The sequence below is a fragment of the Pseudoalteromonas sp. MelDa3 genome (assembly GCF_002863625.1).
In the GTDB taxonomy this organism is placed as follows: Bacteria; Pseudomonadota; Gammaproteobacteria; order Enterobacterales; family Alteromonadaceae; genus Pseudoalteromonas; species Pseudoalteromonas arctica.
Window position 1 is genome coordinate 1 of sequence record NZ_PJBR01000044.1, and the last position, 24,385, is coordinate 24,385.

General features: G+C 40.4%; 21 protein-coding genes, 5 tRNA genes and 1 pseudogene. 10 read left to right on the forward strand and 17 right to left on the reverse strand.

What is annotated here, in order from left to right:
- Positions 1-294: 294 nt before the first annotated feature.
- The 5 genes from CXF89_RS10395 to pspA all read right to left on the reverse strand — a co-directional run bounded on the left by CXF89_RS10395 (position 295) and on the right by pspA (position 4,157).
- On the reverse strand, positions 295-1,320 hold the full coding sequence (locus tag CXF89_RS10395; RefSeq protein ID WP_121954546.1) for a TIGR01620 family protein: 1,026 nt from the start codon (positions 1,318-1,320) through the stop codon (positions 295-297).
- Positions 1,317-2,735: a YcjX family GTP-binding protein gene (locus CXF89_RS10400; RefSeq protein WP_121954547.1), complete on the reverse strand. Its 1,419-nt coding sequence runs from the start codon at positions 2,733-2,735 to the stop codon at positions 1,317-1,319. Before CXF89_RS10400 ends, CXF89_RS10395 begins: the two co-directional genes overlap by 4 nt.
- Before the next feature lie 63 nt (positions 2,736-2,798).
- Positions 2,799-3,200, reverse strand: coding sequence for an envelope stress response membrane protein PspC (gene pspC / locus CXF89_RS10405; RefSeq protein ID WP_007580963.1), 402 nt, complete (start codon positions 3,198-3,200; stop codon positions 2,799-2,801).
- Positions 3,197-3,430, reverse strand: coding sequence for an envelope stress response membrane protein PspB (pspB, locus tag CXF89_RS10410; RefSeq protein WP_002958332.1), 234 nt, complete (start codon positions 3,428-3,430; stop codon positions 3,197-3,199). The genes pspC and pspB overlap by 4 nt, the downstream gene beginning before the upstream one ends.
- A gap of 67 nt (positions 3,431-3,497) precedes the next feature.
- Positions 3,498-4,157, reverse strand: a complete 660-nt coding sequence (pspA, locus tag CXF89_RS10415) for a phage shock protein PspA (protein WP_002958333.1) — start codon at positions 4,155-4,157, stop codon at positions 3,498-3,500.
- A 186-nt stretch (positions 4,158-4,343) separates the two neighbouring features.
- Here pspA and pspF point away from each other — a divergent pair, with 186 nt between their 5' ends.
- From pspF to CXF89_RS10450, 7 genes are all read left to right on the forward strand, one after another.
- Positions 4,344-5,408, forward strand: coding sequence for a phage shock protein operon transcriptional activator (gene pspF, locus CXF89_RS10420; RefSeq protein WP_002958334.1), 1,065 nt, complete (start codon positions 4,344-4,346; stop codon positions 5,406-5,408).
- A gap of 15 nt (positions 5,409-5,423) precedes the next feature.
- Positions 5,424-7,031, forward strand: a complete 1,608-nt coding sequence (locus CXF89_RS10425) for an ABC transporter substrate-binding protein (RefSeq protein ID WP_121954548.1) — start codon at positions 5,424-5,426, stop codon at positions 7,029-7,031.
- Positions 7,031-8,065, forward strand: coding sequence for an ABC transporter permease (locus tag CXF89_RS10430; RefSeq protein ID WP_007580956.1), 1,035 nt, complete (start codon positions 7,031-7,033; stop codon positions 8,063-8,065). Before CXF89_RS10425 ends, CXF89_RS10430 begins: the two co-directional genes overlap by 1 nt.
- Positions 8,052-8,945, forward strand: coding sequence for an ABC transporter permease subunit (locus tag CXF89_RS10435; RefSeq protein ID WP_007580954.1), 894 nt, complete (start codon positions 8,052-8,054; stop codon positions 8,943-8,945). The genes CXF89_RS10430 and CXF89_RS10435 overlap by 14 nt, the downstream gene beginning before the upstream one ends.
- Positions 8,946-9,938 (forward strand): peptide ABC transporter ATP-binding protein, encoded by a 993-nt coding sequence (locus tag CXF89_RS10440; protein ID WP_007580952.1) that lies wholly within the window; start codon positions 8,946-8,948, stop codon positions 9,936-9,938.
- Entirely contained in the window at positions 9,938-10,699 is a 762-nt protein-coding gene (locus CXF89_RS10445) for an ATP-binding cassette domain-containing protein (RefSeq protein WP_024608618.1), read from the forward strand. Before CXF89_RS10440 ends, CXF89_RS10445 begins: the two co-directional genes overlap by 1 nt.
- Positions 10,700-10,784: 85 nt before the next feature.
- On the forward strand, positions 10,785-11,276 hold the full coding sequence (locus CXF89_RS10450; protein ID WP_121954549.1) for a VOC family protein: 492 nt from the start codon (positions 10,785-10,787) through the stop codon (positions 11,274-11,276).
- Between the two features lie 108 nt (positions 11,277-11,384).
- Here the strand turns inward: CXF89_RS10450 and CXF89_RS10455 are convergent, their stop codons facing one another.
- From CXF89_RS10455 to CXF89_RS10505, 11 genes are all read right to left on the reverse strand, one after another.
- Positions 11,385-13,286 (reverse strand): SurA N-terminal domain-containing protein, encoded by a 1,902-nt coding sequence (locus CXF89_RS10455; RefSeq protein WP_121954550.1) that lies wholly within the window; start codon positions 13,284-13,286, stop codon positions 11,385-11,387.
- Positions 13,287-13,457: 171 nt separating this feature from the next.
- Positions 13,458-13,748, reverse strand: a complete 291-nt coding sequence (locus CXF89_RS10460) for an HU family DNA-binding protein (RefSeq protein WP_157823336.1) — start codon at positions 13,746-13,748, stop codon at positions 13,458-13,460.
- Between the two features lie 183 nt (positions 13,749-13,931).
- Entirely contained in the window at positions 13,932-16,301 is a 2,370-nt protein-coding gene (lon, locus tag CXF89_RS10465; RefSeq protein WP_024608615.1) for an endopeptidase La, read from the reverse strand.
- A gap of 151 nt (positions 16,302-16,452) precedes the next feature.
- Positions 16,453-17,736 (reverse strand): ATP-dependent protease ATP-binding subunit ClpX, encoded by a 1,284-nt coding sequence (clpX, locus tag CXF89_RS10470; RefSeq protein ID WP_002958344.1) that lies wholly within the window; start codon positions 17,734-17,736, stop codon positions 16,453-16,455.
- A gap of 135 nt (positions 17,737-17,871) precedes the next feature.
- Positions 17,872-18,489: an ATP-dependent Clp endopeptidase proteolytic subunit ClpP gene (gene clpP / locus CXF89_RS10475; RefSeq protein ID WP_007580937.1), complete on the reverse strand. Its 618-nt coding sequence runs from the start codon at positions 18,487-18,489 to the stop codon at positions 17,872-17,874.
- A 164-nt stretch (positions 18,490-18,653) separates the two neighbouring features.
- Positions 18,654-19,958, reverse strand: a complete 1,305-nt coding sequence (gene tig / locus CXF89_RS10480; RefSeq protein ID WP_007580935.1) for a trigger factor — start codon at positions 19,956-19,958, stop codon at positions 18,654-18,656.
- Between the two features lie 378 nt (positions 19,959-20,336).
- Positions 20,337-20,413, reverse strand: a tRNA-Pro gene (locus tag CXF89_RS10485).
- A gap of 69 nt (positions 20,414-20,482) precedes the next feature.
- Positions 20,483-20,559, reverse strand: a tRNA-Pro gene (locus CXF89_RS10490).
- Between the two features lie 14 nt (positions 20,560-20,573).
- Positions 20,574-20,649 (reverse strand) — tRNA-His (locus CXF89_RS10495).
- A 23-nt stretch (positions 20,650-20,672) separates the two neighbouring features.
- A tRNA-Arg gene (locus CXF89_RS10500) sits at positions 20,673-20,749 on the reverse strand.
- Positions 20,750-20,804: 55 nt separating this feature from the next.
- Positions 20,805-20,881 (reverse strand) — tRNA-Pro (locus tag CXF89_RS10505).
- A gap of 352 nt (positions 20,882-21,233) precedes the next feature.
- Between CXF89_RS10505 and folD the strand changes: the two genes are divergently transcribed.
- Positions 21,234-22,088: a bifunctional methylenetetrahydrofolate dehydrogenase/methenyltetrahydrofolate cyclohydrolase FolD gene (folD, locus tag CXF89_RS10510; protein ID WP_002958348.1), complete on the forward strand. Its 855-nt coding sequence runs from the start codon at positions 21,234-21,236 to the stop codon at positions 22,086-22,088.
- Between the two features lie 71 nt (positions 22,089-22,159).
- On the opposite strand, the gene cysS is transcribed toward folD, so the two are convergent.
- Complete coding sequence (gene cysS / locus CXF89_RS10515) at positions 22,160-23,539, reverse strand: cysteine--tRNA ligase (protein WP_024592761.1); 1,380 nt, start codon at positions 23,537-23,539, stop codon at positions 22,160-22,162.
- Positions 23,540-23,694: 155 nt separating this feature from the next.
- Between cysS and CXF89_RS10520 the strand changes: the two genes are divergently transcribed.
- Together CXF89_RS10520 and CXF89_RS21380 are read left to right on the forward strand one after the other, a co-directional pair.
- Positions 23,695-24,186 (forward strand): peptidylprolyl isomerase, encoded by a 492-nt coding sequence (locus CXF89_RS10520; protein WP_007580931.1) that lies wholly within the window; start codon positions 23,695-23,697, stop codon positions 24,184-24,186.
- Positions 24,187-24,273: 87 nt separating this feature from the next.
- Positions 24,274-24,385, forward strand: a pseudogene (locus CXF89_RS21380) (UDP-2,3-diacylglucosamine hydrolase); the annotation flags it as partial.

Below are 24,385 nucleotides of genomic sequence, written 5' to 3' on the forward strand. Positions count from 1 at the left end.
TGCTAGGGCACACCCCAAACGCGATCGAAAAACAGGAGTATTTCAGTATGGGGTAGAGCCAAATTTTTAAGGCTGTACTTAATGTTTTTCTTAAGTACCTACCTATGACATCCATGTAGGCAACAAAGAGTTTATCGTCCCTAGAAAGAACCCAACGGGCAGCGCATGTTTGGCATTTATGCTGCGTTATCGCCTATTTATGGGGAATAACCACACTTCATAGGCTCTGCCTTGCCTAAATACCAAACACACTGCTACAAATTCAACCATCAAAGATCAACACGCCCTCGTATTTTACTGCGTTGACTCCGCCTTTTTACGACTCATAATTTTACCTGCGATGCTTTGCACAGTGCCTTTTAGTAAGCTGCGTTTGTTTTCAAGCCGTGGTAATGGGCGACTAAGCTCCATTGCTTTGTAACCAATACGCGCTGTAAAAATACCGGCGCTGACCCCTTGCGCTGCCCGCCCCGAAAGCTTACCTAAAAGCTCAGCACTTAGTGCAGTTGCAGCAAGGTCAGATACAAGCTCAGCACTGCCTACAAACATTACTTGTTTTATCAGCATACGGTATAACTTTATACGGCTCGCGTAGCCAAAACCAATGCCGTAAATTTTACCAATTTGTTCTATTAACTTAGTACCGCGCCAAAGCACAGCCATCATATCCACCAGCGCAAGTGGGCTTAGGGCAACTAGCAGTGCAGATTCAGTCGCAAAACGATTTATAAGCTTTTTAGCTTTGGTGTCTTGAGTTATTAATAAACTGTTGGCGTACAGCGTCATTATTTCTTTGTCGCTGTGATGCATCGCTACTTGGTTTTTGAAGGTTTCAAAGTTATCAAGCTCCTGGTGTTTATTAAGCTTTTCGAGCCAAGGTAATGCACCGCCTACTTGCTCGCTGTTTAAAAGCCTGTCGGCTTCAACTCGGTGCAATTGGTTACGCTTTAAACTGCGCAGCATTCGGTACTCTCGCCACAATAAGCGCCCTATTAGCAGTACGCCACTTACAACCGCGGTTAAATAAACACTGCCTAAAATAATTGACTGCTCGAAAGCAAATAATAACGAGTATGCAAACTCTAAAAGCACCAGCACTATAAAACTAATAGCAAAAACACCTTTGAGCGTTTGCCACTTTGACTTTTTGTACACAGGTTCCAGATCTATTTCTGGCTCTAGTGCTTCATCTTCAAGTTCTTCGTAATCACTTTGTCCGTGCTGAATAATTTTTGCAGGTGCTAAAACGGGTTCGTTCTGCTCAATGCTTTGCGTATCTATGCGACGCCCTGCTTGAAATGGTTGGTTTGACTCACTCATGTTAATTTGTCTCCTAGCAGGTACTGCATGACATGATCTAATCGAATATGTTTTAGTTGTTTATCGGGGCTCGGCATTGGAGAAAACGATAAAAACTCAAATCCCTGTGCTGGCCACTCATTTTTATTAAGCATCCGCGAGGGAGGTTGCGGCGGTAAATACGTAAGCCAATCAGGCTCGTGTAATGGTTTACCGTAAATGCAGTCAAGCGTTTGGCCTTTGTCGGCAATTTGGCGCGGCTGCGTTGCTGTAATTGACGACATGGCCATGGTTTCTATTTTTACACCATCAAACTTTAAATGATTACTTTGCTCATGCACGAGCGAATCAAGTAGCAGTGCTAAATCTTTATGGTGCTTAGCACTTATATGATCTGACTTATTAGCTGCAAATAATATTTTGTCTATGTTGGGCTTAAATAAACGTTTAAAAAAGCCCGATTCACCATAGTTAAAGTGTGCGAGTAATTGGTTTATTACACTGCTTTGCTCTTGGAGTGTTTCGTGCCCTTCGTTTAGCGCACTAAGTACATCTACAAGTACGATTTGGCGATCGAAGTGTCTAAAATGCTCATTATAAAATGGTTTTACAACTTCTTTTATATAGGCGTTAAAGCGCTTAATTAAATGCGCTAAATTAGAACCCGCAACGACATCGTCACTGTTTATTTCACCCGACACTGGAAAAAACAATAACAATGGCGCGCCTTGTAAGTCGCCAGGCATAAGCATACGCCCAGGTTGTAACATAGCAAGTTTGGTGTCTTTTTTAAGCTCGACTAACATGCTTTGATAAAGCTGAGCAATATGAGCAAGTGCGTTTTCATCAACGGGAGCGTTTAAGTCAAGTTGCTCAACGGCCATTAAAAAATCACTTGATGTGTTTACGCGCGAAGGCTGAGTTAATAACGGATATTGTTGCTCGCACCATTGAGCATAGCTTTGCTCAAGCATAGGTAAATCAAGGAGCCATTCACCCGGGTAGTCAATAATATCTAAATAAAGCGTTGATTGCGGCGAAAAGTGGCCGCGCAGCCCTGCGTTACTTTGATACTTTATTGCCAAGCGCAGCGTATTAATCCGCTCAGTTGATGCAGGCCATGTAGGCATCCCATCGCTGGGTAATAATGAATTTAGCGCGCGCGTATAATTAAACGTAGGAACTTTTAACGCCTCTTGCGGCACAACTTTAGTGGCCACATGGCGGTGCTCGCGCATTACATCAAAAAAAGGTAAGTTTTTATCGTCCGCTTGGGTTGTTAAGTGTTTAACAAGCGCGGTAATAAAGGCTGTTTTACCACTACCACTTAGGCCAGTTACGGCAAGTTTTACGTGTTGGTCTAAACTGCGATGAAGGGCTTTTTGTGCTTTGCCTTTAATACTTTTAAAGGTCTTTTTTGCAAATGATTGGCTCATAAAGTGTCTTGCACCTAATTTGCCGTAATTTATCACGCTGCAAATAAGGTGCTATTAAATCCTTTAAAGTTTGTTAATTTCACGGCTCACCGTAAACTCGCTTGAAGTTACATGGCGCTCCATATCTTGAAGGCGAGTATCTACACGCGTTAAACGCTCTTTTAAATCTTGCAATGCGCGGCGCGGTGGCTCGCCCTTTTGCCATACTTTAAATTTTACTTCTAGCGGATCGTCAGTTTTAGTTGAGCTTTTAGTTTGCACTGTTGCGGGCTCTTTTTTATCTAAAATGAACCAGGCTGCAATATACGCTACCACAAATAATGGGCCACCCGTTAGCAGTACCGCACTAACAAATATAATGCGAACTAACCATAACTCCATATTAAAGTAGTCACTTAATCCCGCACATACTCCGGCTATTTTACCGCGTTGTGGGTCTCTTAATAATTCGCGTTTGGCACTCATACTTTGCGTCTCCATTGTGGTGACTCTTGATCAAGTAATGCTTCAAGTGTTTCAACCCTGTCTGCCATTTTTTCGGCTTTATGTGCAAGCTCAAGTAACTGGCGATGTTCGTGTTCACTTAAACCTTGGCTTACTTGTTTTTTGCTACGGTAATGTAAAATTAACCACAGCGGTGCAACAAAAATCATAAATATAACAAATGGTACAATTATTACGTCTGAATCAAACATAATCCTCTCCTGACAATCCGTTTTGATGTTTTTAAGCAGTGGGGCACTTTAAGTGCCCCTTTATAAATTATTTATCAGCTAGCTTCTTTTTAAGTTCGGCTAGCTCATCATCTATCTTTTCATTTTTTTGTAGATTAGCAATTTCGTCCGCTAACGTCTTTTTACCTAAATCGTAAGACTCAATTTGAGATTCTAGTCCATCAATTTTGGTTTCGTAACGTTCAAAGCGGTTAAGTGCGTCTTCTACTTTTGAACTATCAAGTGTCTTTTTCACTTCAAGGCGCGACTCAGCCGAACGTTGGCGAAGTATAATTGCTTTTTGACGAGATTTCGCATCTGCTAGCTTTTCTTGTAGTGTCGTTACTTCTTGCTGTAATTTCTCAATATGAGACTCTACATGTTCAAGTTCACTAGCGACTGAAGCAACGGCATCTGCCGACTTTTGCTTTTCAAGCAGGGCTGAACGCGCTAAATCGTCGCGGTCTTTACTTAAAGCCAGTTCGGCTTTATCTTGCCAATCGCTTACTTGTGCTTTAAGCGTATCTAAGCGGCGTACAATTTCTTTTTTCTCAGCCAATGTTTTAGCTGATGTAGAACGTACTTCAACAAGCGTGTCTTCCATTTCTTGAATAATCAGACGAACCATTTTTTCTGGGTCTTCTGCTTTATCTAAAATGGCGTTGATATTAGAATTAACAATATCTGCAAAACGTGAAAAAATTCCCATAACATTTACCTCTGTAATTAAAACTTAGTTAGTCTGCTATAACTAGTATCAATATGCTTGCCAACTTTTTAAAAGTTAAAATACACTTTATTTTCATTACGTTAAACTAAATATACAAATTTCTTTAGTTATCCCTATTTATGAAATACACTAACTGTTAGTAAAAATGACCAAGAGTTAGGAAATATGAGCCAATATCGCCAACAGGATAATTTACTCGGCCAATCAGATAGCTTTCTATCTGTATTAGATCAGGTATCGCAACTGGCTAATTTAGATAAACCGGTACTTATTATTGGTGAACGCGGCACAGGTAAAGAGCTAATAGCAGCACGCTTACACTTTTTATCAAAGCGTTGGGATCAAAACTACGTAAAACTTAACTGTGCAGCGCTTAACGAAAACCTTCTCGAAAGTGAATTGTTTGGCCACGAAAGCGGTGCCTTTACGGGGGCAAGTAAACGCCACGAAGGTCGTTTTGAACGCGCCAACAGCGGCACACTGTTTTTAGATGAATTAGCTAATACCTCAGCTATGGTACAAGAAAAACTGCTGCGCGTTATAGAATACGGTGAGTTTGAACGTGTTGGCGGCAAACAAACTGTAAAAGTAGATACACGCTTAGTGTGTGCCACAAACGAAGACCTCCCTTATTTGGCTGAGCAAGGTGAATTTAGAAGTGATTTACTCGATCGCCTTGCCTTTGATGTAATTACCCTGCCACCACTGCGCGAACGCCAAGACGATATTATGCTTCTTGCTGAGCAGTTTGCGATGAATATGGCGCGCGATTTAGAGTGGGAACTCTTTAGCGGTTTTACCCGAAGCGCAACAGAAACACTGCTTAGTTATGATTGGCCTGGTAATATTCGTGAACTTAAAAATGTGGTTGAACGCAGTTTGTATCGCCACGGTAGTGAACATATCCCCGTTCACCAGATTATTTTAGACCCATTCGATAGCCCATTTAGACCAAAAGCGCGCATTAAAGCACCTATAGCGGCTCAAACTGTTAATGCCGAGCCTATTGTTGTTGCGCCGCCGATTGCTCAAGCAAGCAGTAATATAGCCGTCGATATTCAATTTCCGTGCAGCTTAAAAGAGCGTTCTAACGACTTTGAAATAAACATGATTAATAAAGCGCTCGAACATAGCCAATTTAATCAAAAGAAAACTGCAGAAGTACTTGGTTTAACGTATCATCAATTACGTGGTTATCTTAAAAAATACAACTTGTTGGATCAACAATAGTCAGAGGTTATGCGGGTGCATAAATTATTACTTGTTTTGCTTGCCACCACTTTAGTTGGTTGCCTTGATAGCAAAGAAGAAATCATAGAAGAAAAAAACCAAGGCTTAGTTTATTGCGCTGAAGCTAACCCTGTGTCGTTTAATCCGCAAGTCACGACCACCGGTTCAACTATTGATATAATTGCTAACCAATTATACGACCGTTTAATTAGCATTGACCCTGTTACGGCAGAATTTCAAAGTGAGCTGGCGACCGATTGGAAAATTAGTAAAGATGGTAAATCGGTTACCTTTACCTTGCGTAAAGATGTAAAGTTTCATACAACTTCTTATTTTACCCCATCGCGGGATTTTAACGCCGACGACGTTATATTCACCTTTAGCCGATTATTCGATGTATACAATCCATATCACTTTGTGGGCGATGCCAATTACCCGTATTTTCAAAGTGTGGGGATTGATCAACTCATTCGTAAAATTGTGCGTGTGTCTGACTACCAAGTGCGTTTTGAATTGTTTAATCCTGAAAGCAGCTTTTTAGCTAATATGGCCACCGACTTTGCCGTAGTGCTTTCAGAAGAATACGCCATGGAACTTAAGAAAAAAAACCAAGAAAACTTATTTGATCAGTACCCTATTGGCACTGGGCCGTATATTTATAAAGAATACCGCCGAGATCACCTTGTACGCTTTTACCGTAATCCACTTTATTGGAAGCACGACGTTGCACTTGAACAATTGGTTTACGACATAACCCCTAACGGCACTACGCGTATAGCAAAAATGCTGACTAAAGAGTGCGATGTAACGGCTCATCCAAGTAGTGCGCAATTAAGTATTTTAGCGCAACGTGATGATATAAACGTTGAAAAAGAAACGAACTTAAACATAGGTTATTGGGCATTTAATACAGAACGTGCCCCGTTTGACGACTTACGCGTACGCCAAGCACTCGCACATGCAATAGATGTAGATAAAATAATGCAGGCGGTTTATTACGGTAACGGTACTCGCGCACAATCTATTTTGCCGCCAACCTCTTGGGCGTTTGAGCCACAAGAAGATATACCTACGTTTGACCCAGAACTTGCTAAAAAGTTACTAATTGAAGCTGGCTTACCTGATGGCTTTGATATGACGATATGGGCTATGCCTGTGAGTCGTATTTATAACCCTAACGCGCGAAAAATGGCTGAGCTTATGCAAAGTGATTTACGCAAAGTGGGCGTTAATGTAAGCATTGTAGAATATGAGTGGAACACGTTTATTCAACGTATTGGCGAGCATAGGCACGACAGTGTATTACTTGGTTGGGCCGCAGATACACCCGATCCTGATAACTTTTTTAGCCCACTGCTGAGTTGTACCGCTACTTTTAGTGGTAAAAACCCAGCAAACTGGTGTAATCCCCAATTTGATTTATTGCTTACTCAAGCACTAGACACCACTGATTTAAACAAACGTAAAAAATACTACGAAGAAGCACAAAGCTTAATTATTCAAGAGCTGCCGTTATTACCTATTGCTCATGGCCTGCGCTTTCAAGCGAGTAGCGCCGATGTGGAAGGCATAACACTTGGCCCGTTTGGCGCTATTTCGCTTGCCAATGCGAGGAAGAAATAATGATCTTAGATTATATTTTACGTCGCCTTGGTTTATTCTTTTTTATGATACTGATGCTCAGCGTATTTACGTTTTCACTGGCGTATTTATTTCCCGGTGATCCGCTAAGTAATTTAAGTGGCATACCAAGTAGTAACTTTGCACAGCATAGTGAGCTTGAAGACAAATATTTATATAACAGCAATTACTTTATGCAATACATTGCCTTTTTAGGGCGAATATTTCAGGGTGATTGGGGGCTTTCGTTTGCCTCTGGTAATAGTGTGTTTAGCCATATTGTTGATTTGTTACCGGCTACTTTAGAGCTAAGCGTATACGCATTAATTGTATCGGTTGTTATTGGTGTACCGACTGGCATTTTAGGCTCTGGGTATCATAAACGTTGGCCAGACAAGCTCATAAACTCTACCACTATGGTGGGTTATTCAATGCCTGTATTTTGGCTCGCATTGTTATTAATAATGGTTTTTTCATTAAAGCTTGGCTGGTTTCCTATGTCGGGAAGAATGGGGCTCCTTTACGAAATACCCGCCAGTACTGGTTTTATTTTAATTGATATTGCACTGGCTGGCTTTCCATATAAAGGAATGGCCTTTGTTGATGCGCTGCGCCATTTAACACTTCCGACTATTGTACTGGCTATGTATCCAACCACTGTATTAGTGCGCTTTACTCGCGAGTCTATGCTTAAAGTAATGGATCAAAACTTTATTAAAACAGCTAGGGCAAAAGGCCTTAACCGCCGCCAACTTATCATGCACCATGCACTGCGTAATGCATTACTGCCGGTAATTAAGCAAATTGGTTTGCAATTTAGTACGCTAATAACGCTTGCGATGATTACCGAAGTTATTTTTTCGTGGCCGGGTATTGGCCGATGGTTAATCGATAGTATTTATCAGCGTGACTTTCCTGCAATTCAAGGCGGGTTAATGGCAGTGTCTTTATTTGTTATTTTAGCTTCTATTACAGCTGAGCTTACTTACACTTTATTCGATCCACTCTCGCGGAATCAGGCCCATGGCAAAGTTTAATTTATTTTCTGAAGAGTCGAATAAATCGCCACTGGCGCGATTTTGGCGAAAGTTTAAAAATAACCACCCTGCTTTGGTTGGTTTATGGATATTTATGGCGTTTGCACTATTAGCCGCCACCGCTCCTTTTTTAGCCCCGTATGGTGTAAACCAACAACACACTGATGCACTGCTTATTCCGCCATCGTGGCGAGAAATGGGCGATGTACGCTTTCTTTTAGGTACCGATGATTTAGGCCGTGATGTACTCTCGCGCTTAATGAATGGTGCTACATATACGTTTGGCCTCTCTGTTGTAGCCGCCCTGATCACAACTATTTTTGGTGTGTTAGTGGGTACTTTTGCAGGGATTAGTAAAGGGCTGCGTTCAAGCTTTTTAAATCACTTGCTTGATATAACGCTTTCTATTCCTTCTTTGTTACTGGCAATAATAATAATCGCCATACTCGGCCCGGGTTTAATGAATACCGTATGGGCAATTATTTTAGCATTACTGCCGCAGTTTATTCACTCAGTGCGTAACCTGATTGTTGATGAATTAAGTAAAGACTACATTACTGCGTTTAGACTAGATGGTGCGTCTAATTGGCATATTATATCGCGTGGTATTTTTCCTAATATTTATGAGCATATTGTGGTTATATTCACGATGGCGCTTTCTACCGCTATATTAGATATTTCAGCACTGGGATTTTTAAAATTAGGGGCTCAGCCACCGACGACCGAATGGGGCGCAATATTAGCCGAAAACCTAGGCCTCATTTATTTAGCACCGTGGACTGTAGCGCTACCTGGTATACTGTTATTTTTAGCCGTGTTATCTACTAATTTAGTAGGCGATGGCCTGCGACAAGTGCTAAAAGCACGTAAGGCTGATTAAATGCAATTACTCGATGTTCGTAACTTAACAATTGAACTACGTACCTCTGAAACTGTAATTAGAGCCGTAGACAGAGTGAGTTTTAGCTTAAAAGAAGGCGAAGTACATGCGCTTGTGGGCGAGTCTGGCTCTGGTAAAAGCCTAATAGCAAAAGCGATTATTGGTGTATTGAACGAACGCTGGGATATTACTGCCGACCGTATTCATTGGCGCGGCGTAGACTTAATGCGTTTAAGTCCAGAGAAACGCCGTAAAATAGTAAGCCAAGATATAGCGATGATCTATCAAGATCCAAGTCGCTGCCTTGACCCAACCGCTAAAATATTTGACCAAATTGCCGAAACATTGCCAGAGATCGCAACTAAAGGTTTCTTTTTAAAGCGCAACCGCGAGAGAAAAGACAGAGTAAAAGCGCTTATTCATAAAGTGGGCATTAAAAACCACGAAGCAGTACTAAGTAGTTACCCTCATGAGCTCTCAGAAGGCGTATGTCAAAAAGTAATGATTGCAATGGCCATTGCCCGCACTCCAAAGCTATTGATAGCAGATGAGCCAACTACAGCGCTTGAGAGCACAACTCGCGCACAAGTATTTAGATTACTAAAAAGCTTAAACCAACTTAAAAATATGTCTATTTTGATGATCTCCCATGAACTTGAAGAGATTGCACATTGGTCGCATGGCATTCATGTTTTATATTGCGGGCAAATGGTTGAAGCAGGCCCAACCCATGAAATATTCAAACAGCCTCGCCATCCATACACGCAAGCATTACTAAAAAGCTTGCCAGACTACGAACAAGGTTTAGCGCATAAAGAACCTTTTTATGCACTTAAAGGGACTATCCCTACCCTGCAACATTTGCCCATTGGCTGCCGCCTCGGGCCGCGTTGTCCGCAAGCACAAAAAGCCTGCGTGGTAACACCTACCCTTACTAAGCATCATGGTCATAGTTATGCGTGCCATTTTCCGTTAATTAAGGACATGAAATAATGCAGCCACTGTTAAAAGTACAAGCGCTATCAAAAACATTCAATGTGCGAGCAGGGCTTTTTTCACGTAAAAAGTTTGAAGTACTTAAAAATATTTCGTTTTGTGTCGGTAAAGGCGAAAGTATTGCCATAATTGGTGAAACAGGTGCAGGTAAAAGTACATTAGCAAAACTACTTTCAGGAGCTGATACTGCTGATAGCGGGCAAATTTTGCTCGAGAATAATATTATCGAAGATAATGGCGTACGCGATAATCAATGCCGGGATATTCGTATGATTTTTCAAGATTCAGCTGCATCGCTCAACCCGGGGTTGACCATTGGCGAAATGCTTGATGATTGCCTGCAATATAATACTGAGCTTGATGCTAGTGAACGCACTGAAAAGATCGATGCAACGCTTTCAAAGGTGGGTTTGTTAATCGATCATAAATACTACTACCCGCATATGTTTAGTGTGGGGCAACTACAGCGTGTTGCGTTTTCTCGTGCATTAATTTTAGATCCTAAGGTGATTGTGCTTGATGAAGCCGTTTCGTCTTTAGACCCTTCTATACGCGCGCAAATAGTGAATTTATTACTTAAGCTGCAGCGCGACACAGGCCTTACATATGTGATGATCACCCATCATTTAAGTCTAGTGCGCCACATCAGTGATTATGTGGTTGTACTCGATAAAGGTGAAGTAGTTGAATACGGCCCTACTGAAGATGTTTTTCAAAACCCCCAATCAAAAGTAACGCAGCGATTACTGAGCTGCTAAAAGCAGCCTAGCGTGTAATGTAATCTCCTTTATGAAGGTCTTTGTTAAATGCGCAATTTAACAACTAAAACCATAAAGAGGATCTATGCTAAAAAAAACATTACTCACAGGCATTTCATCATTAGCGTTACTACTGCTATCAACAACCTCAATAGCTGACGAAAACTCTACCTCTAAAAGTTGGGTTGGTGGCGTTGACCACTTAGGTTTAACTGTATCAAACTTAAATGCATCCAAAGCATTTTTTATTGATGTACTTGGTTTTAAAACGCTAGGAAGTGATCCAACCTACCCCGCTTATTTTTTATCAAACAATAAAATAACCATTACATTATGGCGCGTAAAAAATGATGAAAAACGTGTGGAGTTTAATCGGGCAGAAAATGTGGGCTTACACCATTTAGCACTCAGTGTTGAAAGTATCAAAAAGTTAAGCGAGCTACATACACACTTAAAAATGCAAAATAATATTATTATAGAGTTTGCACCAGAAAACTTAGGTAACGGCCCAACCCAACATATGATGATAAAAGAGCCTAGCGGCAATCGAATTGAGTTTATTGCCAGAGGTAATTAATACCAACCTGCAATAATACTTAATTAAGCGAATTGGTAATATACCAACTTTATTTAAGACAATAAAAAAGGCGCTTTAAAAGCGCCTTTCTTTATGAGCTAAAATTAATTATTCAACAGTTTGTGTAGCCGTTGGTAAGTTAAGTTCAGCATTGGCTTTAAGCGCTTCAATAAATACCATGTAGTTTTTATTAGCTTGCGCCATAGTAATGCTTTGTTTTGCTTGAGGGTCAATATTAGCTGCAACTTGTGCATCTGTTACCGACTTAAGCGCAACAATTGCTGCATCACCATTATTTAAATTAACAAGCTCAACTACCGCAGAACCTGCTGGGTGAGCCATTTTAAATGTTTGAGTCACAATAGCAGGTGAAACAGTATAGCTTTGACGTGTTAACTGCGCTTCTTGGCGAAGTGTTAAGCTCTGCTCGTTAGCTACATCGTTTAAGCTCTTACCTGCTTGTACTTCTGCAAATAAGCTACGCGCTTTTTCTTTAGCAAGCTCTGATGATTTTTCATTAACTAAACGCGCTTTAATTTGCTCGCTTACTTCATCCAGCGCTTTAGTAGCAGCAGCTTTATGCTCGTTAATACGAACAATAATTGCATGCTCCTCACCAAGCTCAATAACTTCAGAGTTTACTTTATCTTCAAGTAAATCAACTGATGTTAGTGCTGCTACAACTGCAGGGCTGTTTAACGGCTCCGGAAGAGCATTAAGTGCTAAAAGAGGCGTAGATTTAACTTCCACTTCAGCAACTTCTGCAGCATCGTCTAAGCGGTCTGAAATTTCAAATGCAAGTGCGCCCATTTCTGTTTGCTTTTCGTAAAATGCATCTACTTTTTCAGCTTGTTCTAGTTCAGCACGTAAGTCAGCTTTAACATCGTCATACGCTTTAACTTGTTGTGGTTGAATGTCTGTAAGTTTAATTATGTGATAACCAAACTCAGAAGCAACAACCTCAGAAATGTCACCTTTGTTTTGAAGTGCGAAAGTCGCGTCTTCAAATGCAGGGTCCATTACGTCACGTTCTATCCATTCAAGATCGCCGCCCATTTCGCCACTAACGATATCGTCAGATGATGATTGCGCTAACTCAGCAAAGTCTGCACCTTGCTCTAGTTGTGCATGAAGTGCATTGGCTTTTTCTTTTGCTGCATCATCGTCTTCACTGTTATCAATTAAGATATGTGATACGCGACGTTTTTCAGGTTCTATGTACTGCGCTTTGTTTTGCTCGTAATACGCTTTAACGTCATCCTCGGTTACCGATTCAACATTAATATCTGCTGCTTTAAGCTCAATATAACTTACTGAAATAAGCTCTGGAGATAAAAATTGTGATGCGTTTAGCTCGTAGTAATCAGACACTTCTTGCTCTGATACTTCTACGTCCGCGGCAAGCGCTTCTTTATTAATGACTAAGTAGTTAATACTACGAGTTTGCTGCTGCAGAGCAATTGCGCTTTTAAGCTCGCTCTCTAGGGCAAAGTCTGTACCTGCAACAGCAGATACTACCTGACTACGTGTCATATCTTTACGTAAGTATTCACGAAAAGCATCTGGTTGAAAGTTCATTTGACGAATTACTTGTAAGTAACGATCGTTATTAAACTTTTCACCAATTTGAAAGTACGGTAGTTCTAAAATTGTTTTACGTACACTTTCGTCGCTTACGCGAAGGCCTAAATCAGCCGCTAGCTGTGATTGCAATTCTTGTTGTACTAAGCGGTCAACTACACCTTGGCGAATTTGCGCCATGTAATTTGGATCAGCGGCAATTTGTGTAAAGTATTCACCAAATTGTTGCTCTAAACGGCTACGTTCATTTTGGTAAGCACGGTTAAAATCGGTTTGACTAATTTTAATTCCATTTACTTCAGCAACGGGTTGTTCTGTGGTTTGACCTAAGTAACTACCGATCCCTGCTAAGGCAAAAGATAAAATCACCGCGCCTAAAATTATTTTGGCTACAGGTCCTTGCGAACCTTCTCTGATTTTCTCAAGCATTTGTTTATCTCTTTTTGATCAAGGTATTTTACCTTGTCACATGTAAAAAAAGCGTATCTTACCAGATACGCTTTTTCACTTGAAGTAACTGGCGGTAAAGTTACTTAATTCATCTGTTGTGGTGAATCAGTAACTTTACACTCGCCATAACTAATGTGTTTAAAACAGTGATTAGTTTACTGCGTCTTTAAGCGCTTTACCGGCTTTAAAAGCTGGAATAGTTGCAGCAGCAATTTGGATTGTTTCACCAGTTTGCGGGTTACGGCCTGAACGTGCAGCACGGTCACGTACTGAGAAAGTACCAAAACCAACAAGTGCAACTGAGTCGCCTTCTTTTAGCGCGCCAGATACAGATTCGATGAATGAATCTAGTGCACGACCTGCAGCCGCTTTAGAAATGTCAGCATCAGCTGCGATTTGATCGATTAATTGAGATTTATTCACAATATCATCCTCTTTCATTGTTATTATCAAGAGCGATGGTTTTTTAAACTAACATCACTTTTTTGAAAATTGTAGAGCAAACATTTAATGCTCACATGATTATATTTTTCTTAAGCCTACGCCCCATAAGGGCTAGGCTTGAAAACCAGTGCTTAACTTATCATACCGTTTAGATTTGAAAAGCCCTAAAAAGCACTTTTTTTAGCTTTTTTCTTGGTTTTTAGGTGTTTCGACCGAAAAACTCTCAACAGGATGCACTAAAGCAAGCTTTAACACCTCGTCAATCCAAGTAACTGGGTGAATATCAAGACCTGCCAGCACGTTGTCTGGTATCTCTTTTAAGTCACGTTCGTTAATTTTTGGAATGATTACTGTTTTAATTCCACCACGATGCGCCGCCAATAATTTCTCTTTTAAGCCACCAATAGGAAGTACTTCACCACGTAGCGTAATTTCACCGGTCATTGCAACATCTGCTCGTACAGGGTTACCCGTCAAGCTAGATACAAGACCTGTTACCATTGCTGCGCCCGCACTAGGACCATCTTTCGGTGTTGCGCCCTCTGGTACGTGAACGTGAATATCACGTTTTTCGTAAAAGTCGCTATTAATACGAAATGTATCTGCGCGATTACGTACTACCGTCATTGCCGCTTGAATCGACTCTTGCATCACATCGCCCAGTGAACCGGTATAAGTAAGTTTACCTTTACCTGGTACAGCCGCACATTCGATTGTTAGCAAATCACCGCCAACTTCTGTCCATGCTAAACCTGTAACTTGACCAATACGGTCGCCATCTTCAGCTTTACCATAATCAAAGCGTTGCACACCTAAAAAGTCTTCTAGGTTATCTTGATTGATAGTCACTGTTTTAGTGTCTTTTTCAAGTAAGATATTTTTAACTGCTTTACGGCATAGTTTTGAGATTTCGCGCTCTAAGTTACGTACACCCGCTTCACGTGTGTAGTAACGAATAATGCCAATAATTGCACTATCTTCGATAACTATTTCAGACTCTTTTAAGCCGTTACGTTTTACTTGTTTAGTAATTAAGTGTTCTTTTGCAATGTTTAGCTTTTCATCTTCGGTGTAACCCGATAAGCGAATAACTTCCATACGGTCCAGTAATGGGCCCGGAATGTTAAAGCTGTTTGATGTTGCTACAAACATAACATCAGATAAATCGTAATCTACTTCAAGGTAATGATCGGCAAAGTGGCTGTTTTGCTCAGGATCAAGCACTTCTAATAGTGCTGATGCTGGGTCGCCACGCATGTCTGATGACATTTTATCGATTTCATCTAACAAAAATAATGGATTTTTAACGCCCACTTTTGTCATGTTTTGAATTAGCTTACCTGGCATTGAACCAATATATGTACGACGATGACCACGAATCTCAGCTTCATCACGTACGCCACCAAGCGCCATACGCACATACTTACGACCAGTTGAACGCGCTATAGATTGCCCAAGTGATGTTTTACCAACACCTGGTGGCCCAACTAAACATAAAATTGGCCCTTTAAGCTTATTAGTACGCTGTTGTACCGCGAGGTACTCAATAATGCGTTCTTTTACTTTATCTAAGCCGTGGTGATCGCTATCAAGAATTTTTTGCGCGCCCGCTAAGTCTTTTTTCACTTTAGAGCGTTTTTTCCATGGCACATTAATTAATGTGTCAATGTATGAACGCACTACAGTCGCTTCTGCAGACATTGGCGACATCATCTTAAGCTTATTAAGCTCTGTCGTCGCTTTGTCTTGTGCTTCTGTTGGCATACCCGATTCTTCGATGCGTTTTTTAAGTGCTTCAAATTCGTCAGGTACATCGTCAAGCTCACCCAGCTCTTTTTGAATGGCTTTCATTTGCTCATTGAGGTAATACTCGCGCTGAGACTTTTCCATCTGCTTTTTAACGCGGGTACGAATTTTCTTCTCAACTTGCAGTAAGTCTATTTCGCCTTCCATTAATGCCATTAAATATTCAAGACGTTCTGTAACGCTTGAAATTTCTAGCACTTTTTGCTTTTCAGGTACTTTAAGCGGCATATGGGCTGCCATTGTATCGGCAAGGCGTGCTGGCTCATCAATACCTGAAACTGAAGTTAGTACTTCAGGTGGAATTTTTTTGTTTAGCTTTACATAGCCTTCAAACTGGCTAATTGCGCTACGAATAAAAATATCTTGTTCTTTCTCGTCTACCGAATCAGATTCAATAAATTGAGCATTAGCAACAAAAAAGTCATCGTTATCTACAAATTCTTCAATTTGTGCGCGCTGTGTACCTTCAACTAAAACTTTAACTGTACCGTCTGGTAATTTTAATAACTGAAGTACAGTGGCAATAGTACCGATACGATAAATATCATCTTGCTCTGGTTCATCTACAGTTGCATCTTTTTGTGCAACCAAGAAAATTTGTTTGTCTTTGTCCATTGCCGCTTCTAGGCATTTTATTGATTTTTCACGGCCAACAAAAAGCGGGATCACCATGTGCGGGTATACCACAACATCGCGCAGTGCAAGGACTGGGATTTCGACTCGGTCGGTTCTCTCAAGCGTCATTATAGTTTCTCTTCGCACTTCATTTATTTTAAAGATTACTCAAGTATATGGGGATAACCTAATTAAAGTTCAACAATTTTCCCATACTCGATTAAATTAATTATAAAAAAAGGAGCCTAAGGCTCCTTTTTTCATTCAAATAGCTTAAAAACTATTCTGATGCAGCTTTATCTTGTTTATTATTTTCATAAATCAAGATTGGGTCTGACTCACCTTTAATAACGGTTTCATCAATAACCACTTTGCTTACGTCATCCATTGAAGGAAGTTCGTACATAGTATCAAGTAACACACCTTCAACGATTGAACGAAGACCACGTGCACCTGTTTTACGCTCCATTGCTTTGTGGGCAATTGCAGCTAAGGCATCATCGCGAAACTCAAGTTCAACGTCTTCCATGCCAAACAATACTGAGAACTGTTTAGTAATCGCGTTTTTAGGTTCACTCAATATTTGCACAAGAGCAGCTTCGTCAAGTTCTGTTAACGTAGCAACTACTGGCAAACGACCTATAAACTCAGGAATTAAGCCGTATTTAACTAAATCTTCTGGTTCTACGTCTTTAAAAGTTTCACTTAAAGAACGACTCGCCGCAGATTCTTTTACGCTAACGCCAAAACCGATACCGGTATTTTTATGGCTACGTTGCTCAATTACTTTATCTAGGCCTGAAAATGCACCACCACAAATAAACAAGATTTTAGACGTATCTACTTGTAAAAACTCTTGTTGTGGATGTTTACGACCACCTTGCGGTGGAACAGAAGCAACGGTGCCTTCAATCAGTTTAAGTAGCGCCTGTTGAACGCCCTCACCCGATACATCACGTGTAATTGACGGGTTATCTGATTTACGAGAAATTTTGTCAATTTCATCAATGTAAACAATGCCACGTTGCGCTTTTTCAACATCGTAATCGCATTTTTGTAAAAGCTTTTGAATGATGTTTTCAACATCTTCACCTACATAACCTGCTTCGGTTAATGTAGTGGCATCGGCCATAGTAAACGGCACATCAAGTAGACGCGCTAATGTTTCTGCAAGTAATGTTTTACCACTACCTGTTGGGCCGATAAGCAAAATATTACTTTTACTTAATTCAATGTCTTGCTTAGTCGATTGGTTACGTAGGCGTTTATAATGGTTATAAACGGCAACAGACAATACTTTTTTAGCATGATCTTGACCAATAACATAATCGTCTAAGTGTTTACGAATTTCTTTTGGTACAGGTAGTTTGTCAGACGTATCATGCTTAGGAGCAATGTCTTTGATCTCTTCCCTGATAATATCGTTACACAACTCTACACATTCATCACAAACGTATACTGAAGGGCCTGCAATTAATTTACGCACTTCATGTTGGCTTTTGCCGCAAAAAGAGCAGTATAACAATTTATTACTTTTGTCGCCGTCTGTAGGAGTGTCAGACATTCAGCTACCTCATTTTATTACGTTGGCCACCAAAACTGTTGGCGGCTATTTCAATACGCTTTAACTATACCAAAATTTATTGGTTTTCGCATAGTAACTCAAAGTGGCAAACAGGCAATCCTGCTCGCCAAGCGCTTACTTTTTGTCGCGATTTGTAAACACAGAGTCTACCAAGCCGTAATCTACAGCTTGCGTGGCACTCATAAAGTTATCACGATCTGTGTCTTTAGAGATAATATCTAATGGTTGGCCTGTATGCTCAGCCATTAAGCGGTTAAGCTTATCTTTAATAGACAGAATTTCTTTAGCATGTATTTCAAAGTCAGATGCTTGACCTTGGAAACCACCTAATGGTTGGTGAATCATCACACGTGAGTTTGGTAGGCAAAAACGCTTACCTTTAGCGCCAGCAGTAAGTAAAAAAGCACCCATGCTTGCAGCTTGACCTACACATATTGTACTTACATCTGGTTTGATGAAGTTCATTGTGTCGTAAATAGCCATACCCGCAGTTACTGAACCACCTGGTGAGTTGATGTATAAAAAGATATCTTTATCAGGATTTTCTGATTCTAAAAATAGCATTTGCGCTAAAATCAGATTTGCCATGTTGTCTTCAACTTGACCTGTTAAAAAGATAATACGCTCTTTTAATAATCTCGAATAAATATCATACGAGCGCTCGCCTTTCGGTGTTTGTTCAACAACCATTGGGACCAATGCATTTAGGGGATCTGTAATACCAGTATTCATACTTATTTAATTCCTTATGCGCTTATACTTATCCTTATTATAAGGAAGCATAGTTATCGTTTTTCGCAAATTTAGAGCCAAAAACTAAAATGGCCCGGGCACGCTGTATAAACAGAGTAGCACGAGCCATTTAATCGTTAGCGAGAGCTTAAGTCAATGACTTATTAAGCACCTTGCTGTGGATTCATGATGTCATCAAATGCTTTTTCAACATCAGTAACAACTGCTTTAGCTAAAATAGCTTCAACAGCTTGCTCTTCCATTGCTACATTACGCATTTGCTGCATAAGTTGATCATTACCTTTGTAGTATTCTACTACTTCAGTTGGATCTTCGTATGCAGAAGCTACCGTTGCGATTAATGCTTCAACTTTAGCGTCATCAACTTTAATCTCGTTAGCTTTAATCACTTCACCTAATAAAAGGCCAGTTTTAACACGCGTTACAGCTTGCTCGTGGAACAATTCAGCTGGAAGCTCTGGCATGTTTTGAGCGTCGCCGCCAAAACGTTGAGCTGCTTGCTGACGTAGAGCATCAACTTCTTGATCAACAAGTGCTTTAGGCACTTCGATTTCGTTGTTAGCTAAAAGACCTTTGATTGCTTGGTCTTTAACGCTTGCTTTAACCGCTTGGTCTAGCTCACGTGTCATGTTCTTTTTAACTTCTTCTTTAAGCGCGTCTACGCCGCCTTCGGTAACACCGAATTTAGTTGCAAACTCTTCGCTTAATTCTGGTAATTCTTGCGCTTCAACTTTTTTCACTGTGATAGTGAATTGAGCCGCTTTACCTTTTAAGTTTTCAGCGTGGTAATCATCAGGGAAAGTTACATCAGCAACTACTTCTTCGCCTGCTTTTTTACCTACGATGTTATCTTCAAAACCTGGGATCATACGACCTTGGCCAAGTTCTAATGGGAAGTCTTCAGCTTTGCCGCCTTCAAATACTTCACCGTCGATAGTACCTACGAAATCAACTGTTACACGGTCGTTTTCGCCAGCAGCTGCATCAACATCAGCCCAAGCTGCGTGTTGCTTACGAAGTGTTTCTAGCATGTTAGCTAAATCTTCGTCAGTCACTGTTACCGCTGGTTTCTCAACAGTAATTTTATCTAAACCTTGAACTTCAACTTCAGGGTAAACTTCAAACGTTGCTGAGAATTCTAAATCTTTACCTGCTTCAAGTGATTTAGGTGCGAATGTAGGCGCGCCAGCTGGATTGATTTTTTCAGAAACGATTGCTTCAATGTAATTACGTTGCATTACTTCGCCAGCAACTTCTTGACGAACTGCAGGGCCAAAACGCTTGTTAATTACAGATACTGGAACTTTACCAGCACGGAAACCATCTATACGCTGTGTTTTTGACAGTTGTTGTAGGCGTTTTTTTACTTCGGTCTCAACGTTCTCTGAAGGAACGGTGATAGTTATACGGCGCTCAAGGCCTTGGGTCGTCTCAACAGAAACTTGCATGATTTACCTCAATATTCAATTTTGGCGACTGTTCGCCTTCCTTTACAAACAAAGTGATCTGCATGAGTCTTGATAAAGTTTAAGCGGTTTTTCACACTTAAAAGCATCCGTCGCTACCATGAGATACCATTGCTGCTTTGCCCTTCGGGCACTATGTTAAACAATAGACGCGGCATTATAACCTAATATTTATGATAGTCGAGTATAGGGGGCAATTATTTGGACTAGATAAGGGACTATAGAGACTAACTGAATAAAAAACAGGCTAACTAGGCATTGAATGGATTAAAGTAGAAATTATTTAATAGAATTATAGGCTAACAGATTTAGATTTATAACTTAGAGGAATTTATTTATTATTCTTATTAGATAAGAAAATGGTCGGCGATGCAGGATTTGAACCTGCGACCCCTTGGACCCAAACCAAGTGCGCTACCAAACTGCGCTAATCGCCGACATTGAAGAGTTAACTTCTTTTTCATACTGAACACTTAAACTGAGAGTTTAAGACCATTTTAAGAAAATGGTCGGCGATGCAGGATTTGAACCTGCGACCCCTTGGACCCAAACCAAGTGCGCTACCAAACTGCGCTAATCGCCGATATTCGTTGTAAATGGGGTGACTGATGGGGCTCGAACCCACGACAACCGGAATCACAATCCGGGGCTCTACCAACTGAGCTACAATCACCGCTATATTTACATGTTTTCAAATGGTGCACCCAGAAGGATTCGAACCTTCGACCCACGCCTTAGAAGGGCGTTGCTCTATCCAGCTGAGCTATGGGCGCATCGAAAACTTCATAGTTTACCAATAAGCTATTCGATTATAATAAATTATAAAAATGGTCGGCGATGCAGGATTTGAACCTGCGACCCCTTGGACCCAAACCAAGTGCGCTACCAAACTGCGCTAATCGCCGAAACTTATTATTGTTAGCGAGTGACCTCGTTGACAACGGGGTGCATAATAGTGATTTGACGGGGTTAGGTCAAACGTTTTTTTAATAAAACCAATCAAGTGCTCATTTTTAGTGCACAATGGTTAAATATTACAATAGTAGGCTGAAATTTAAACTATTTAATAACTCAAATGTTATATACATTAAAAGCAACTTGGCGCTGCTATGCTTTTCTGCGAAAATAGTAGACACATTATAAAACGAGTTAAATAAAGAGTATGTTTTCTTTATTAGCATTTTTACCCCTATTTTATTATGCATTCGTTTTTAGAGTATCGGTATCTAGTTAATTAACCCCAATTAAAGGTCACCCATGACGGCAAACATCATTGATGGTAAGGCAATCGCAAAACAAGTACGTAGCGCTGTAGCAGAACGCGTAAGTGAACGTGTAGCAAATGGTTTACGTGCACCAGGACTTGCAGTAGTACTTGTTGGACTTGATCCAGCAAGCCAAGTTTATGTTGGTTCAAAACGTAAAGCCTGTGAAGAAGTAGGTTTTATCTCCAAATCATTTGATTTACCAGCAGACACGCAAGAGCAAACTCTTTTAGATTTAATTGACGAGCTAAATAATGATGCCGAAGTTGATGGAATTTTAGTGCAGTTACCACTGCCAAAAGGTCTTGATGCTGAAAAGATTTTAGAACGCATTACCCCACATAAAGATGTTGATGGATTTCATCCATATAACATTGGTCGATTAGCACAGCGTATGCCTGCCCTTCGCCCATGTACCCCTAAAGGTATTATTACATTACTTGATTCAACGGGTGTACGTTATAAAGGGATGCATGCAGTTGTCGTTGGCGCGTCAAATATTGTTGGTCGTCCAATGTCGTTAGAGCTTTTATTAGCGGGTTGTACTACCACAGTATGCCATAAGTTTACTCAAGACTTAGAAACGCATGTTCGCCGCGCTGACTTATTAGTTGTGGCTGTAGGTAAACCTGAATTTATACCTGGAGATTGGATAAAAGAAGGCGCTATAGTCATCGATGTAGGCATTAACCGTTTAGACACGGGTAAATTAGTCGGTGATGTTCAATACAGTGTGGCTGAACAAAAAGCGCATTTCATTACACCTGTACCAGGTGGCGTTGGCCCGATGACGGTCGCGAGCTTAATTGAAAACACACTTGAAGCGTGTGAGAAATATCACAGCTAAGCTGTTAAAAAATTAAAAAGGGTTGCCATTTGGCAACCCTTTTTTTGTTTAACGTGTATTACTTTAAACGCTTACGCTTTACGCCACGTTGTTTTACCGGCTGAATCTTCAAGTATTACACCTAACGCATTAAGCGCATCACGTGCTTCATCAGCAGCAGCCCAGTTTTTACTCGTACGTGCTTCATTACGTTTTACAATTAATGCTTCAATTGTCGCAACTTCGTCGTCATCTTGCCCGCCTTGTAAAAAGGCTTCCGGTGCTTGTTGAGCAACACCTAAAACGTTACCAATACTGCGTAATATAAACGCAAGTTGCCCAGCTTGAACTGCGTCACTTTCTTTTACGCGGTTTAATTCTTTAGCAAGTTCGAACAACACAGGTAGTGCTTCTGGTGTATTAAAGTCGTCATTCATTGCTTTTCTAAATTTAGCAACAAACTCATTACCTTCTAAATCGCACTCTACCGGTTCGACATCACGAAGCGCTGTATAAATGCGCTCAAGTGATGAACGCGCTTGGTCTAAATTTTCTTGTGAGTAATTTAGTTGGCTGCGGTAATGACCTGAAATTAAAAAGTAACGAACAGATTCAGGATCGTATGCTTTTAAAACTTCACGCACTGTAAAGAAGTTATCTAACGACTTAGACATTTTTTCTTTGTTTACTTGAACCATGCCAGTATGAATCCATGTATTTACATACTTGCCGTTGTTTGCACAGCACGATTGGGCAATTTCGTTTTCATGATGTGGAAACTGTAAATCAGACCCCCCACCGTGAATATCAAAATGCTCACCTAAGTGCTTTGAGCTCATTGCCGAACATTCAATATGCCAACCCGGACGCCCTTCACCCCAAGGTGATGACCATGATGGTTCACCTGCTTTTGCTTTTTTCCATAACACAAAATCAAGTGGATCGTCTTTATCTTGCGCTACTTCAACGCGAGAGCCTGATTGCAACATAGTTAAATCTTGCTGAGAAAGTGCACCGTATTGCTCAAACGTTGATACATCAAACAAAACATCGCCGTCGGCTGCGACATAGGCATGGCCTTTTTCAATCAAGCGCTTAACCATAACGATAATTTCATCCATATGGCTTGTAACTGTTGGCTCAATATCTGGGCGTAGCATATTTAGGCTATCAAAATCTTCATGCATCGCTTTAGTCATGCGCACAGTTAAGTCGTTTATTGACTCACCATTTTCGTTCGCACGCTTAATTATTTTATCGTCGATATCTGTAATGTTACGTACATATTTTAAATCGTAACCAATATGACGTAAGTAGCGCACAATAACGTCAAAACCAACAAAAGTACGAGCGTGTCCAATATGGCAGTAATCATAAATGGTGATACCACACACATACATGTCGATTTTCCCTTCGACCATAGGTTTAAATTGCTCTTTTTGTCGCGTGAGTGTGTTGTATATATTTACCATTTACTTTGAGTCCTTGACTATTTACTTGAACAGTTATGTTACCACTTGAAAAGCCCCTGCTCTAGCGCTTTATAACAAACCAAACATCTACTTTGTTAATCTTAGCCAACTACGATAAAATAGCGCCAATATTTAAACCGGATATAGGAAAACACATGGTTGTTCTACACACTAATTTTGGTGACATCACCATTAAAATGTTTGAGCAAGAAGCTCCAAACACAGTTAAAAACTTTTTAGAGTATGCAAATGCTGATTTTTTCAACGGCACTATCTTTCATCGCGTAATCGATGGTTTTATGGTTCAAGGCGGTGGTTTTGTTCCAGGTATGGAACAAAAAGAAGTAAACGACCCAATTCAGAATGAAGCGAATAATGGCCTGTCTAATAAAGTAGGCACTTTAGCTATGGCACGTACACCTGATCCTCATTCAGCTACAGCACAGTTTTTCATTAACGTGAACAACAACGACTTTTTAAACCACAGCAGCGAAACATCGCAAGGTTGGGGTTATTGTGTTTTTGCTGAAGTAGTAGAAGGCATGGACGTAGTAAATAAGATTAAAGCAGTTGCAACAGGTAGTACTGGTTTTCACCAAGACGTACCTCTTGAAGATGTGATTATAGAAAGCGTTACTGTTAACTAGTAACGTTTACTCATATTATGTGAGTATATAAGCGGGTGTATACTATTAGTATGTGCCCGTTTTTTTAAAACTAGAATAGACTGACCTATGACTCGCCAAACTTACTTTATTGCAGATTTACACCTAAGCGAAAACCGCCCCGACATTAGCGCTGCATTTTTTGACTTTTTAAATACACATATATTAAATAAAGATGTAG